Raw genomic sequence first — 14,268 nt, forward strand, 5'->3', positions numbered from 1 at the left:
GACGGAAACACTTCCGGGCGGGGGCGCCGCAGGTGAGGCTCGTTACGTTGCGCCTAGGGGAGGGCCTGCGACCACGGCTCAGAGGCCGAGGTCGACCTCGAACTCGCCGGCCTCCAGGATCGCCTTGACGGCCGTCAGGTAGCGGGCGGCGTCCGCGCCGTCCACCAGACGGTGGTCGTAGGACAGCGCGACGTACGTCATGTCGCGGATCGCGATCGTCTCACCCAGGTCCGGGTGGTTGATGACGACCGGACGGCGCACGGTGGCGCCGATGCCCAGGATGGCGACCTGGTTCGGGGGCACGATGATCGTGTCGAACAGCGCGCCGCGCGAACCGGTGTTGGAGATGGTGAAGGTCGCACCGGCCAGGTCGTCCGGCGTGATCTTGCTGGCGCGCACGGCGCCGGCCAGCTCCGCGGTCTTCTTCGAGATGCCGGCGATGTTGAGGTCGCCCGCACCCTTGATGACCGGGGTCATCAGACCCTTCTCGGAGTCCACCGCGATACCGATGTTCTCGGTGTCGAAGTAGGTGATCGTGCCCTCGTCCTCGTTGATCCGGGCGTTGATGACCGGGAAGGCCTTCAGCGCCTGGGCCGCCGCCTTCACGAAGAACGGCATCGGGGAGAGCTTGACGCCCTCACGGGCGGCGAAGGCGTCCTTGGCGCGGGCGCGCAGCTTCATCAGCTTGGTGATGTCGACCTCGACGACCGAGGTCAGCTGGGCCTGGCCGTGCAGCGCCTTCATCATGTTGTCGCCGATGACCTTGCGCATGCGGGTCATCTTGACGGTCTGACCGCGCAGCGGGGAGACCTCGAGGGCCGGGGCCTTCGACGCGGCGGCCGGAGCGGCGGCGACGGGGGCCGGAGCGGCCTTCTTGGCCTCGGCGGCCGCGAGGACGTCCTGCTTGCGGATGCGACCGCCGACGCCCGAGCCCTTGACGGCCGCCAGGTCGACACCGTTCTCGGTGGCGAGCTTGCGGACCAGCGGGGTCACGTACGCGCCGTCCTCGGCCGGAGCCGGGGCGGGGGCCGCCGGGACCGGGGTCACGACGGCCGGGGCGATCGACGGGGCCGCGGCGACCGGGGCCGGAGCGGCGACCGGGGCGGCGGGCGCGACCGGGGCCGGGGCGGCGACCGGAGCGGCCGGGGCGACCGGAGCCGGAGCGGCGACCGGGGCCGGAGCCGCGGCGGGGGCGGCCGGGGCCGGAGCCGCGGCGGGGGCGGCCGGGGCCGGGGCGGCGGCGGGAGCCGGAGCGGCACCCGCGGCACCGATGACGGCCAGCTTGGCGCCGACCTCGGCGGACTCGTCCTCGGCGACGACGATCTCCAGGAGGACACCCGAGACGGGGGCCGGGATCTCGGTGTCGACCTTGTCCGTGGAGACCTCGAGCAGCGGCTCGTCGGCCTCGACGGTCTCGCCGACCGACTTCAGCCAGCGGGTGACGGTGCCCTCGGTGACGGACTCGCCCAGCGCGGGCAGCACGACGTCGGTGCCGGAGGCGGCGCCGGCCGGAGCGGCGGCCGGGGCCTCGGCGACCGGCGCCGGGGCGGCCGGGGCCTCGGCCACGGGGGCCGGGGCGGCGACCGGGGCCGGAGCGGCCTCGGCGGCCGGGGCGGCGGCCGGGGCGGGGGCGCCCGTGCCGTCGTCGATGATGGCCAGCTCGGCGCCGACCTCGACCGTCTCGTCCTCGGCGACCTTGATGGAGGCCAGGATGCCCGAGGCGGGGGCGGGGATCTCGGTGTCGACCTTGTCGGTCGAGACCTCGAGCAGCGGCTCGTCGGCCTCGACACGCTCACCCTCGGCCTTGAGCCAGCGGGTGACGGTGCCCTCGGTGACGCTCTCGCCGAGCGCCGGCAGGGTTACGGAAACCGACATGGTTTCAGTTGCTCCTAACGAATTGCGGAAAGTGGTCGTCGCGCCCTGTGATGACGTGAGCGTCAGTCGTGGGAGTGCAGCGGCTTGCCCGCCAGGGCCAGGTGGGCCTCGCCGAGCGCCTCGTTCTGCGTCGGGTGGGCGTGGATGAGCTGCGCGACCTCGGCCGGCAGCGCCTCCCAGTTGTAGATCAGCTGTGCTTCGCCGACCTGCTCGCCCATGCGGTCACCGACCATGTGGACGCCGACCACGGCACCGTCCTTGACCTGGACGAGCTTGATCTCGCCCGCGGTCTTGAGGATCTTGCTCTTGCCGTTGCCCGCGAGGTTGTACTTCAGGGCGACGACCTTGTCCGCGCCGTAGATCTCCTTGGCCTTGGCCTCGGTGATGCCGACGGAGGCGACCTCGGGGTGGCAGTACGTCACCCGGGGCACGCCGTCGTAGTCGATCGGGACGGCCTTCAGGCCGGCCAGGCGCTCCGCGACGAGGATGCCCTCGGCGAAGCCGACGTGCGCGAGCTGGAGCGTCGGGACGAGGTCGCCCACGGCCGAGATCGTCGGCACGTTGGTGCGCATGTACTCGTCGACCAGGACGTAGCCGCGGTCCATCGCGACGCCCTGCTCCTCGTAACCGAGACCGGCGGAGACCGGGCCGCGGCCGATGGCGACCAGCAGCACCTCGGCCTCGAAGGTCTTGCCGTCGGCCAGGGTGACCTTGACGCCGTTGTCGGTGTACTCGGCGGACTGGAAGAAGGTGCCGAGGTTGAACTTGATGCCGCGCTTGCGGAACGCGCGCTCGAGCAGCTTCGAGCTGTTCTCGTCCTCGACCGGGACGAGGTGCTTCAGGCCCTCGACGACGGTGACGTCGGTGCCGAAGGACTTCCACGCCGAGGCGAACTCGACGCCGATGACGCCGCCGCCCAGGATGATCGCGGACTCCGGGACCCGGTCCAGGGTCAGCGCGTGGTCCGAGGAGATGATCCGGTTGCCGTCGATCTCCAGGCCGGGGAGCGACTTCGGCACGGAGCCGGTGGCCAGGAGGACGTGACGGCCCTCGACGCGACGGCCGTCCACGTCGACGGAGGTCGGGGAGGACAGGCGGCCCGTGCCCTCGATGTAGGTCACCTTGCGGGAGGCGACGAGACCCTGCAGGCCCTTGTACAGGCCCGAGATCACGTCGTCCTTGTACTTGTGCACGCCCTTGATGTCGATGCCCTCGAAAGAGGCCTTGACACCGAACTGCTCCGCCTCGCGCGCCTGGTCGGCGATCTCGCCGGCGTGGAGCAGGGCCTTCGTCGGGATGCAGCCGTTGTGCAGGCAGGTGCCGCCGAGCTTGTTCTTCTCGATCAGTGCGACGTCCAGGCCCAGCTGCGCTCCGCGCAGCGCCGCGGCGTAACCGCCGCTACCGCCGCCGAGGATCACTAGGTCGAAAACGGTGCTGGCGTCGTTCGCCACGTCACGTCCTCCATGCATGTGCGCTCGTCGCCGGTCTTCGATGACCGGGCGGCGGCTGGTGTTCGGCCGCTTTATTTCGGCCCTGTGGTGGGGGCCCTGTCCTGCCGAGAACCCATCTTCGCACTTGTTGACGGATGGCGGGACGCGGGGCCGTGCTCTGAGACGGCCGATCGTCCGTACGGCGGGGTCGGCGCGGCGTACGAACCTACGGATTTCGTCGCGAGCGAACAGATGGCGAACAGGTACGGCCCCGGGCGCGCAGCCCGGGGCCGTACCTGTCACAGGTGAGCTCAGAGCTCGCCGGCCGCCGTGCGCTCGGCCAGCTTCACCAGGGTGCGGACCGAGGAGCCGGTGCCGCCCTTGGGGGTGTAGCCGTACGGGGCGCCCTCGTGGAAGGCCGGGCCCGCGATGTCCAGGTGGGCCCAGGTGATGCCCTCGCCCACGAACTCCTGCAGGAACAGGCCCGCGACCAGGCCGCCGCCCATCCGGACGCCCATGTTGGCCATGTCCGCGGTGGGGGAGTCCATCGTCTTGCGCAGGTCCGCGGGGAGCGGCATCGGCCAGGACTGCTCGCCGACCTCCTCGGCGATCTCGTGGATCGCGGTCCGGTAGTCGTCGTCGTTCGCCATGATGCCGAAGGTGCGGTCGCCCAGGGCGAGGACCATCGCGCCGGTCAGGGTCGCGACGTCGACGATCGCGTCCGGGTGCTCCTCGGAGGCCTTCGTCAGCGCGTCGGCGAGGACGAGCCGGCCCTCGGCGTCGGTGTTCAGGACCTCGACGGTCTTGCCGCTGTACATGTTCAGCACGTCACCCGGGCGGGTGGCGGAGCCGGACGGCATGTTCTCGGCGAGCGCCAGCCAGCCGGTGACGTTGACCTCGAGGCCGATGCGGGCCGCGGCGACGACGGTGGACAGGACGGCGGCGGCGCCGGCCATGTCGCACTTCATCGTCTCGTTGTGGCCGGCCGGCTTCAGGGAGATGCCGCCCGAGTCGTAGGTGATGCCCTTGCCGACCAGGGCGAGGGTCCGCTCCGCCTTCGGGTGGGTGTAGGCGACGCGGACCAGGCGCGGCGGGTTCACGGAGCCGTTGCCGACGCCCAGGATGCCGCCGTAGCCGCCCTTGGCGAGCGCCTTCTCGTCGAGGACCTGGACCTTGAGGCCGTGCTCCTTGCCGGCGGCCTGGGCGGCGGCGGCGAAGGTGGCCGGGGTCAGCTCGTTGGGCGGCATGTTGACCAGGTCGCGGGTGCGGTTCATCTCCTCGGCCACGGCCAGGGCGCGCTCCGCGGCGGCCTTGTAGGCCTTGTCGCGGGGCTTGGCGCCGAGCAGGGCGACCTCGGCCAGCGGCTTCTTCGCGTCGGCGCCCTGGCCCGCGGCGTAGGCGTACGCGCCGAGCAGCGCGCCCTCGGCGATGGCGGCGGCGTCGTCGGCGGCGGCGATCGGCAGGGCGAACGCGGCCTTCTTCACGCCGGTCAGGCCGCGGGCGGCGGTACCGGCGGCGCGGCGCAGGACCTCGGAGCCGTACGACTCGCCGTCCTCGGGGGCGGTGCCGAGGCCGACGGCCACGACGACCGGGGCCTTCACGCCGGCGGGGGCGGGGAGCTTCGTCGCCTCACCCTCGGCACCCGAGGCGCCCAGGGTCTCCAGGACGGCGGCGAGCCGGCCGTCGAAGGCCTTGTCGACGGCCTCGGCGCCCGGGGCGACGACGAGCGTCTTGCCGGACTTCGCGACGCCGACGACGAGGGCGTCGGCACGCAGCGTCGCCGCGCCGGCGGTGCTGAGAGTGAGAGCAGTCACGGTGGTGAAATCTCGCTTTCGTTCAGTTCGTGGTGGTCGAGGGATGGGCCGACCGTGCCCGCCTCATCGTATTTCGGCCCGAAGAGGGCCGAGAACGAGCCTACGCTCGCTCGCCCGGTTCGCTCACGGCGGCGGTGATTCACTCATCCGTGGTGTCTCTTTCATGTTTACCTTCCAGGCCCGGAGAGCTGCTCCACACTCGCCTCATTCACGCAAGGACGACTCTCTCGCCTTTGCATCATCTGCATCATCTCCACAGGTCCCCCCGATCCCGCGACGGCCCGGGCGTACCTGTTCGAGGGGGGACACACCCGATGGACTCCGGCCGAATCCGTACGCCCAGAACCGCGCCCCGCGCCCCGCACGGCGCCCGCCCCGCGCCCCGTGCCGGCGCTCCCCGCGGCGCCCGGCTCGCGGTCCTCGCCGCCGCCGCGCTGCTCGCCACGGTCGTGCCGTCCGCGCAGGCGGTCGCCGCGCCCGTGCCCCGGGTCGACCTCACCGTCCTCGTCGTCGACGACGGCGGCAGCGCGGTCGAGGCGATCACCGCCGAGCTCAAGGGATCCGGCGTCCCGTACCGCACGATCGACCTCGACGACCCGAACCGGCCGGTCCTCGACGCGGCCTTCCTCAGTGACACGGTCGACGGCCGCCCCCGCGCCAAGTACCAGGGCGTGGTCCTGCCCCACGAGAGCGCCTTCGGCCCCGGCTCCGCCGAGCACACCGCCCTCCAGGCCTACGAGCGGACCTTCGGGATCCCGCAGGTCGACGCCTACACCTGGTCGCACCCGGGCGTCGGCCTCGACTACACCGACCAGGGCGGCTGGTCCGGCGTCCTCGACGGGACCACGGCCGGCGTCACCGCCGCCGGACAGGCCGGCCCCTTCCGCTACCTCGCCGGGTCGCTCGCCTTCGAGGACAACGACCCCTCGATCGGAGAGAGTTACGGCTACGCGGGCCGCCCCCGGGCCGGCTACACCAGCTACGTCGACATCCCCGTCACCGGCGGCCGGGCCAGCCTCGTCGGCGAGTACGCCGCCGACGGACGCCGCGAGCTCGTCGTCACCTTCGCCTACAACCAGTACCAGCGGCAGTTCCGAGCCCTCGCCCGCGGCATCGTCGAATGGCTCACCCAGGGCGTCCACCTCGGACAGAGCCGCAACTACCTCTCCGTCCACGTCGACGACGTCTTCGCCCCCGACGCCCGCTGGGACGCCGCCCTCAACTGCACCCCCGGCGACTTCGACTGCGTCGGCGACGACGGCGAGGGCGTCAACCCGATCCGCATGACGGTCGCCGACGCGCAGTACGCCGCCGCCTGGCAGAAGTCCTCCGGCTTCACCCTCGACATGGTCTACAACGGCGGCCAGGGCGAGCAGTGGAAGACCGAACACGGCGGCACCGACCCGCTCACCGACCGGCTGGTGGCCGACCGCGCCCAGTACCGGTGGATCAATCACACCTACACCCACCCCTTCCTCGGATGCGTCCAGGACAACACCGTCGTCCCCTGGCAGTGCGCGAAGGACACCGCCGGGAACACCCTCTGGGTCAGCCGCTCCGAACTCTCCGCGCAGATCCGCGACAACCACAACTGGGCCGTCGGCAAGGGCATCTCCGTCGACCGCAGCGAACTCGTCACCGGCGAGCACTCCGGTCTGAAGACCCTGCCCCAGCAGCCCGTCGACAACCCCAACCTCGCCAACGCCCTCGCGGACAACGGCGTCAAGTGGACCGGCAGCGACAACTCCCGCGAACCGCAGCAGCGCGCGGTCGGCACCGGCTCCGGCGCCGCGCGGACCGTGCCCCGCCACCCCATGAACGTGTACTACAACGTGGGCACCGCCGCCGAGATGGCCGACGAGTACAACTGGATCTACACCTCCCGCGCCGACGGCGGCAGCGGCATCTGCGAGTCCAACCCGGCCTCCACCTGCCTGCCCGCCCCCCTCGACACCGCCACCGGCTACGCCGAGCGGATCGCCCCGCAGGAGGCCCGCACCGCGCTCTCCCACGTCCTGGGCAACGACCCCCGCCCGCACTACGTGCACCAGTCCAACCTCGCCGAGGAACGGCTCCTCTACCCGGTCCTCGACCGCGTACTCGCCGACTACCGGGGCCTGTTCGCGCCCAACGCGCCGCTGGTCAACCCGGCCCAGCGGGACGTCGGCACCGAGCTGAGCCGCCGCACCGCCTGGGACCAGGCCCTCGCCGCCGGCAAGGTCACCGCCTACCGCATCGGCACCACGGTCACCATCAAGGCCCCCTCCGGCGTCACCGCGCCCGTCACCGCCCCCGAGGGCACCCGCAAGCGGCTCCTCCTCGGCACCGCCGCCTTCGGCTCGCCCTACGCCGGCAGCCGCTCCGCGTGGACCACGCCCGAACTGCTCCAGAGCACCGTCACACTCACGCTCCCGACCGCCTGACCAGCACGTTCTGGGGGGAACCGCACATGCCGAGCCGTGGCCGCCATGTCACCATGCTCACCGAAGGCACCTATCCGCACGTCCACGGAGGCGTCAGCACCTGGTGCGACCAGCTCGTCCGCGGCATGCCCGAGGTCGACTTCGAGATCCTCGCCCTCACCGGCAGCGGTCGCGAACCCGTCACCTGGGAGCTGCCGGCCAACGTCACCCGGCACACCGCGTACCCCCTCTGGGGACCCCCGCAGGGACCGGCCGCCCCCGGCTTGTTCACCGGAGCGAGCCGGCCCCTGCGAGGGCGCGAACGCCGCCTGTTCCTCGACGCGTACGAAGGGCTCCTGCTCGCCCTCCTCGACCCCGACGCGGGCCGCGACTTCGGCGCGAGCCTCTACGAACTGGCCGCCCTCGCCCGGCAGGGACGGCTGACCGCCGCGCTCCGCTCCGAGCCGGCCCTCCGCTCCCTCATGTGGATCTGGACCATGCCGCACCTGCCGACGCGCGCGGCCCGGCCCACCGTCCACGACGCGCTCACCGCCACCGACCTGCTGGAACACGCCCTGCGGCCGCTCGCCGCCCGGATAGCCGACGGCAGCGTCGCCCACGCCGTCTCCAGCGGTCTCGCCACCCTGCCCGCACTCGCCGCGCAGCACTTCGAAGGGGTGCCCTTCCTGCTCACCGAACACGGCATCTACCTCCGCGAGCGCTACCTCGGCTACCGCACCGAAGCGCAGCGCTGGCCCGTCAAGGCCCTCATGCTCGGCTTCTACCGCGAGCTCAACACCCTCGGATACGTCAAGGCCGACCTGATCACCCCCTGCAACCAGTACAACCGGCGCTGGGAGGAGCGCGGCGGCGCCCCCGCCGAACGCATCCGCACCGTCTACAACGGCGTCGACCCCGCCCTCTTCCCCGAGGCCGGACCCGAACCCGAGACCCCCACCCTCAGCTGGTGCGGACGCGTCGACCCCATCAAGGACCTGGAGACCCTGGTCCGGGCGTACGCGATCTGCCGCGCCGAACTCCCCGAGCTGCGGCTCCGGTTGTTCGGCCCGGTCCCGGCCGGCAACGAGGACTACCGCACCCGCCTGGAGAAGCTCGCCGCCGAACTGGGCGTCACCGACGGGGTGTCCTTCGAGGGCCGCGTCTCCGACGTGCCCTCCGCCTACGCCGCGGGCAGCGTCGTCATGCTCTCCTCCATCAGCGAGGGCTTCCCCTTCTCCCTCATCGAGGCCATGTCCTGCGGGCGCGCCACCGTGTCCACGGACGTCGGCGGCGTACGGGAGGCCGTCGGCGACACCGGGATCGTCGTCCCGCCCCGCGAACCGGCCGTCATGGCCGCCGCCGTCACCGAACTCCTCCGGGACGGCGCCCGGCGCGCCGAACTCGGCCGCCTGGCGCGGCAGCGCGTCATCGACCGCTTCACCCTCAACCGCTCGGTGGACGGCTTCCGCCAGATCTACCGCGAACTGGCGGGCGCCCGCCCGCCGCGCCAGGCCCCGCCCGTCACCCCCGCGCCCCTCCGCCTCAGCATCCCCGCCCCGCGCCGTGCCCCCGCGGCCCTCGTCCCAGGAGGCACCCCGGCATGAGCGGCTCCCTCTGGCTGAAACCCCCGGCGACCACGACCCCGCTCCCCGCGATCCCGCGCCCCCGCCGCTGCGAGAACCCGGCGGCGCGCGCCGCGCCGCGGCCCGCGGAACGCGCCGCCCACCCGCACCCGCCCGCACCCGCGGCGCCGTTCGCGCCGGACACTCCACCCGCGCCCGACACGCCACCCGCGCCCGGCACCCCGCCCGTGTCCGGCACTCCCGCTGCGCCGGACACGCCACCCGCGCCGGACACTCCACCCGCGCCCGACACCCCGCCCGCGGACGAGCTCGCCGGGGATCCCCTCGACGAACTCGCCGAGCGGCTCGACGGCTTCGTCGCCGTCGCCGTGCACCCGGACGAGATCGCCGCGATCCTCGAATCCGACGGCATGACCGACGACCACATCCGGCTCACCTACGGCCGAGCCGACTCCTTCGCACTCGCCGAGGACCTCTACGCGCGCGTGGAGCGGCGCCACCCGGAGCCGGCCGCGCGGCGGGGCGGCCCCTGGCACTCGGAGCTCGCGGGCTGCCTGCTGCGGGGTCTCGTCTTCGCGCTGCCCGGCCTGGCGTACGTGCTCGCCGCGCCGCTCCTGGCCGGGGAGCAGGGCCGGTCGGGGCTCCCCGCCGGGACGCTCCCGCTCCTCGCCGGGGCCGTCACCGGCTGGGTGTGGAACCAGGCCCTGGCCCACCGGGCGTACACCTGGCTGGGCCTCGGCGACCGGCCCGCCGCAGCCCGTGCGCTGCTCGTCGGCGCACCGGCGGGCGCGCTCGCCGGGACGGCCGTCGCCCTCGCGGTCGCCGGGCCCGGCGAGACCCCGGCCGCCGTGTTCGCGGCCGGCCAGTCGCTGTACCTCGCCGCCGCGACCGTCCTCCTCGTGCTGGGCCGCGAACGGGCCCTGCTCTGCGCCCTGTCGCCGCTGGCCGGGGCGGTGCCCGCGTTCCGCTGGGACCTGCCCGACGCCTTGCGGGCCGGTCTGCTCATCGCCTCGCTGGCCGCGTCCGCGGTCTGCGCCGCGCTCGTGCTCCGGCCCGGCGTGCAGCGGGGCGCGCGGGGCCGCGGCGGACCGCCGCCGGCGGTCTCCCTGCCGTACGGCCTGTTCGGCCTCGGCAGCGGCCTGCTCGTCCTCCGGGCGGGCGTGGGCGACACGCTGGTCGGCGGGGCGGGGGCGGTCATCGCGCTCACCCTGTCGATGGGCCCCGCCGAGTGGCTGCTGTACCGGTTCAGGGACGAGAGCCTCGCCCGGCTGCGGACCCTCACCACGGCCCGGGAGTTCCGCCGGGCGGTCACCGGCACCCTCGTCCTCTGCCTCGGCGGCTACCTCACCGTCCTGCTCGCCCTCACCCTCGCCGCCACCCTCGTCTGGCCGGACGCGCCCTGGCCGACGCTCCCGCGCCTGGCCACCCTGCTCCTGATCGGCAGCGTGCTCTGGCTGGGCCTGCTGCTCCAGGCCTTCGGCGCGGTGCTCAGCGCGGCCGCCGTCTGCCTGCTCGCGGCGGCGGCCCAGACCGCGCTGCCGGCGGCGGGACCGGTGGCGGCCGGGGGAGCGGCGGCGCTGCTGGCCGTGCTGAGCTGTGTTCTGCTGGTACGACCGACCGTCCACCGCGTCTAGGGGGGACCGTGACGACCCCTTCGCTCCTGGTGCCGTACTACGAGCACCCGGCCGAGCGCCCCGAGGCGTGGGCGGCCCTCGTCGACGCGGCGCCCTTCCTGTACGGCGTCGTCCTCAACCCGGCGAGCGGCGCCGGCGAGGCGCCCGACCCGGCGTTCGCCGACGCGGCCGGGCGCCTGCGGGCCGCCGGCGTACGCGTCCTCGGCTACGTGGACACCGCCTACGGCCGCCGCCCGCACGCCGAGGTCGTCGCCGAACTGCTCCGCCACCGCGACTGGTACGGCGCCGCCGGGGCCTTCCTCGACCAGGTCGCGACCGCGCCCGGCGCGCTCGCCCACTACCGCCGGATCGCGGTCGCGGCGCGGGCCGCCGGGGCCGCCACCCTCGTCTTCAACCACGGCGCCCACCCCGACCCCGGCTACGAGGCCCAGGCCGACCTCCTCGTCACCTTCGAGGGCCCCTGGGACACGTACCGCACGCTCGACCTCCCGGTCGCCCCGCACTACTGCCACCTCGTCTACGCGGCCCCGTCCGGCGTCCGCCCCGCCACCCCGGTGCACTGCGCCGTCCCCGGCACCGGCGCCCACCCCTGGGGCACCCTTCCGCACCTCCTGGAGCCCGCCCGATGAGAACCGCCCGCCCGACGCGGCGCCTGCTGCCCCTGCTCGCGGGGCTGCTGCTGCTCGCCACCGCCTGCACGGCGGGCCCCGGCCCCGACCCGAAGGCGACGGATGCGGACCGCTGGCGGCCGAAGCCCGGCCTCGCCTGGCAGTGGCAGCTCAGCGGCCGCCTCGACCCGACGGTCGACGTCCCCGTGTACGACATCGACGGCTTCGACCACTCCGCGGCCACCGTCAAGGACCTGCACGCCCGCGGCCGCAAGGTCGTCTGCTACCTCTCCACCGGCGCCTGGGAGGACTTCCGGCCGGACGCGGCGAAGTTCCCCCGGTCGCTCCTCGGCAAGGGCAACGGCTGGGACGGCGAGCGCTGGCTCGACATCCGCCGCACCGACCTCCTCGAACCCCTCATGGCCGCGCGCCTCGACATGTGCCGCGACAAGGGGTTCGACGCCGTCGAACCCGACAACATGGACGGCTACCGCAACACCACCGGCTTCCCCCTCACCGCCGCCGACCAGCTCCGCTACAACCGCCTCATCGCCCGCCTCGCCCACGACCGCGGCCTCTCCGTCGGCCTCAAGAACGACCTCGACCAGATCCCCCAGCTCCTCGCCGACTTCGACTTCGCGGTCAACGAGCAGTGCGCCCAGTACGACGAGTGCGGGCGCCTCGCCCCGTTCGTCGCGGCGGGCAAGGCGGTCTTCCACGTCGAGTACGAGCTGACGACCTCCCAGTTCTGCCCCCAGGCCCGGAAACTGGGCCTCAGCTCGATGCGAAAGCGGTACGAACTGGGCGTGTGGCGCCAGGCGTGCTGAAACCCGCCCCGTCGACCGGGCCGGACACCCCCTAGGCCGCCGAGCGCCGGGTGGCGACGGTGTAGCAGGTGGCGCGGCCCGCGCCCCGGTCGGTCCACTCGTCCTCGGTCGACCAGGTGTACCAGGGGGCGCCGGGGCCCTCGGTCCTGGCGCAGGCCCGCCCGGCGCGGTCCATGGCGGCCTCGGATCCGGGATAGGCGCCGGGGAGCGGGTGCTGCCCGGTGACCTTCCCGTCGTGGGGGCCGGCGCAGGGCACGCGGGTCACCAGACGGCTGTGCCGCATGCCGGTGTTGAAGTCCATGCACGCGCCGGCCGCGACCTCGTAGCTGGGCCGGACGGCCCCGGCGGCATCCAGGACCCGGCCGTCCGGAGTGGCGGAGACGGCCGGCTCCGGCGGGCCGAAGCGGCTCAGGGTCAGGTCGGCGCGGAGTGTGGTCACTCCGGCGAGCAGGCTGTCCGGCTCGTGGGAGAGCAGGGAGGAGAGGTCGGCCCGGGCACGGACGATCCGGCCCTCGCGGTCGACGTCCACGGTCACCGGGACCGGCGGGCTCGGGTCCGTCGCGTGCAGGGGGCCGGAGACGAACTCCGTGCGCAGGTCGTACGGGAAGAGGTCGAGGGCCGCGCCGAGCGGGAAGTCCGCCCGGTACGACCGGCCGCCGTCGGTCGTCGTCGGCTGCGCGGTGGGCCGTACGGCGCTCAGCACCTCCAGGAGCGTGCCGCCGATCGCGCCCTCGGTGCCCCGCAGATGGCTGATCGAGTCGATGCCCCAGAGCGGCTCGATGTCGCCCTCGTACCTCAGCCAGTACGCGGTGGAGTCCGGGCGGTAGTGGATGGCGCGGGTGTCCACGGTGTAGCGCCCGGCCGCGTCTCCGGTGCCGCGCCCGGGCAGGGTGCCCAGGATCGTCTCCCGGGCGTCCTCCGGGAAGCCCGGGGTGAGGCTCCAGCGGCTCGCCGCCTCGCCGCGCGAGCCCGCGAAGTCCAGCCGTCCGGTGAGGTCCTGGACGGCCGTGTCCTTGCCCGCGCCGAAGGTGACGGTCTGGCGGAAGTCGGCGCCGCCGGTCTCCTGGGTGTGCCGCAGGGCGAGGTGGACCTGCCGGGCGAGCGGCTCGGAGAACACCGGATGGGCCGTGGCGCCCGGGGTCGCGGTGTCGCCGCCGCCGCAGGCGGTGAGGGAGAGGACCGCGGCGGCGAGCAGGGCGGAGGCGCGGACAGCGTGTCTGATCACGCCTTCAAGACCCGGCGGCGGAGCGGAGGGTTGCCCGCCGGAGGGTCACGGAACGATCACCCGAGGGTCAGCGCCACCAGGGCCATCGTCGCCGCGGTCTCCTCGACGGCGCCGAAGACGTCGCCCGTGACCCCGCCGAACCGGCGGACGCAGCGGCGGAGGAGGAGCGCGGCCGCGCCGAGGGCGGCGCCGGCGGCGAGGACGTTGCGGACGGCGTCGTACGGGGAGGAGAGGAGGCCCACGGCCGCGCAGGCGACGAGGACGACGGCGGTGGAGAAGGTCGAGGAGCGGACCGGGACGGTCTGCGCGACGATCGCGCCGAGGCCTTCGGGCCGGGCGGCCGGGACGCCGTGGCGGGAGGCGTGGGTGAGGGCGAGGCGGGCGACGGTGGCGGCGAGCGTGATGGCGACGGTGCCGTGCGCCCAGCTCTGCTCGTACAGCCGGAACAGTGCGGCGACCTGGGCGAGGAGGACGAGGACGAGCGCGATGACGCCGAACGGCCCGATGTCCGACTGCTTCATGATGCGCAGCGCGTCCTCGGCCGGCTTGGCGCTGCCGAGGCCGTCGGCCGTGTCGGCGAGGCCGTCGAGGTGGAGGCCGCGGGTGAGCACGGCGGGGACGGCGGTGGCGGCGACGGCCGAGAGCAGCGGGCCGGCACCGAGCAGCAGGAGCGTGCCGCCGAGCGCGGCGGCGGAGAGTCCCACGACCAGGCCGGCCACGGGGGCGCAGAGCATGCCGGCGCGCGCCGCGTCCCGGTCCCAGCGGGTGATGCGGGCGGGGAACACCGTGAGGGTGCCGAAGGCGAAACGCAGGCCGTCCATCCGGGCAGGGTAATCGCCGCTTCCGGACGGTAGATTGCGCATATCGCGC

10 protein-coding genes are annotated in these 14,268 nt (G+C 73.9%); 5 read left to right on the forward strand and 5 right to left on the reverse strand.

Going from position 1 to position 14,268, the window contains the following annotated elements; all coding sequences use genetic code 11:
- Nucleotides 1-78: 78 nt before the first annotated feature.
- The 3 genes from sucB to ACFCY7_RS27520 form a co-directional block, all read right to left on the reverse strand.
- Complete coding sequence (sucB, locus tag ACFCY7_RS27510) at nucleotides 79-1,875, reverse strand: 2-oxoglutarate dehydrogenase, E2 component, dihydrolipoamide succinyltransferase (RefSeq protein WP_376488744.1); 1,797 nt, start codon at nucleotides 1,873-1,875, stop codon at nucleotides 79-81.
- A gap of 62 nt (nucleotides 1,876-1,937) precedes the next feature.
- On the reverse strand, nucleotides 1,938-3,326 hold the full coding sequence (gene lpdA, locus ACFCY7_RS27515) for a dihydrolipoyl dehydrogenase (RefSeq protein ID WP_376488745.1): 1,389 nt from the start codon (nucleotides 3,324-3,326) through the stop codon (nucleotides 1,938-1,940).
- Nucleotides 3,327-3,616: 290 nt separating this feature from the next.
- Complete coding sequence (locus ACFCY7_RS27520; protein ID WP_376488746.1) at nucleotides 3,617-5,119, reverse strand: leucyl aminopeptidase; 1,503 nt, start codon at nucleotides 5,117-5,119, stop codon at nucleotides 3,617-3,619.
- A gap of 314 nt (nucleotides 5,120-5,433) precedes the next feature.
- On the opposite strand from ACFCY7_RS27520, the gene ACFCY7_RS27525 reads away from it, so the two are divergent.
- From ACFCY7_RS27525 to ACFCY7_RS27545, 5 genes are read left to right on the forward strand one after another with little or no spacing between them, the layout of a single operon-like run.
- Nucleotides 5,434-7,542 carry a hypothetical protein gene (locus ACFCY7_RS27525; RefSeq protein WP_376488747.1) on the forward strand — a complete coding sequence of 703 codons (2,109 nt, stop codon included), beginning with the start codon at nucleotides 5,434-5,436 and terminating at the stop codon, nucleotides 7,540-7,542.
- A gap of 26 nt (nucleotides 7,543-7,568) precedes the next feature.
- Entirely contained in the window at nucleotides 7,569-9,125 is a 1,557-nt protein-coding gene (gene pelF, locus ACFCY7_RS27530; RefSeq protein ID WP_376488748.1) for a GT4 family glycosyltransferase PelF, read from the forward strand.
- On the forward strand, nucleotides 9,122-10,738 hold the full coding sequence (locus ACFCY7_RS27535) for a hypothetical protein (RefSeq protein WP_376488749.1): 1,617 nt from the start codon (nucleotides 9,122-9,124) through the stop codon (nucleotides 10,736-10,738). The genes pelF and ACFCY7_RS27535 overlap by 4 nt, the downstream gene beginning before the upstream one ends.
- Before the next feature lie 8 nt (nucleotides 10,739-10,746).
- Entirely contained in the window at nucleotides 10,747-11,367 is a 621-nt protein-coding gene (locus ACFCY7_RS27540) for a spherulation-specific family 4 protein (protein ID WP_376488750.1), read from the forward strand.
- Nucleotides 11,364-12,173, forward strand: coding sequence for an endo alpha-1,4 polygalactosaminidase (locus ACFCY7_RS27545; protein ID WP_376488751.1), 810 nt, complete (start codon nucleotides 11,364-11,366; stop codon nucleotides 12,171-12,173). Before ACFCY7_RS27540 ends, ACFCY7_RS27545 begins: the two co-directional genes overlap by 4 nt.
- A 31-nt stretch (nucleotides 12,174-12,204) precedes the next feature.
- On the opposite strand, the gene ACFCY7_RS27550 is transcribed toward ACFCY7_RS27545, so the two are convergent.
- Together ACFCY7_RS27550 and ACFCY7_RS27555 are read right to left on the reverse strand one after the other, a co-directional pair.
- Nucleotides 12,205-13,398, reverse strand: coding sequence for a hypothetical protein (locus tag ACFCY7_RS27550; RefSeq protein WP_376488752.1), 1,194 nt, complete (start codon nucleotides 13,396-13,398; stop codon nucleotides 12,205-12,207).
- A 56-nt stretch (nucleotides 13,399-13,454) separates the two neighbouring features.
- A complete protein-coding gene (locus ACFCY7_RS27555) occupies nucleotides 13,455-14,261 on the reverse strand; it encodes an adenosylcobinamide-GDP ribazoletransferase (RefSeq protein ID WP_376488753.1) in 807 nt (268 codons plus the stop codon).
- Nucleotides 14,262-14,268 lie beyond the last annotated feature (7 nt).

The organism is Streptomyces sp. NPDC056361 (assembly GCF_042262805.1).
Taxonomy (GTDB): domain Bacteria; phylum Actinomycetota; class Actinomycetes; order Streptomycetales; family Streptomycetaceae; genus Streptomyces.

Bases quoted from the DNA above. Each gene is read 5' to 3' on its own strand.
- sucB (WP_376488744.1), bottom strand. From the start codon at position 1,875: ATGTCGGTTTCCGTAACCCTGCCGGCGCTCGGCGAGAGCGTCACCGAG.
- pelF (WP_376488748.1), top strand. From the start codon at position 7,569: ATGCCGAGCCGTGGCCGCCATGTCACCATGCTCACCGAAGGCACCTAT.
- ACFCY7_RS27545 (WP_376488751.1), top strand. From the start codon at position 11,364: ATGAGAACCGCCCGCCCGACGCGGCGCCTGCTGCCCCTGCTCGCGGGG.
- ACFCY7_RS27535 (WP_376488749.1), top strand. From the start codon at position 9,122: ATGAGCGGCTCCCTCTGGCTGAAACCCCCGGCGACCACGACCCCGCTC.
- ACFCY7_RS27555 (WP_376488753.1), bottom strand. From the start codon at position 14,261: ATGCGCAATCTACCGTCCGGAAGCGGCGATTACCCTGCCCGGATGGAC.
- ACFCY7_RS27525 (WP_376488747.1), top strand. From the start codon at position 5,434: ATGGACTCCGGCCGAATCCGTACGCCCAGAACCGCGCCCCGCGCCCCG.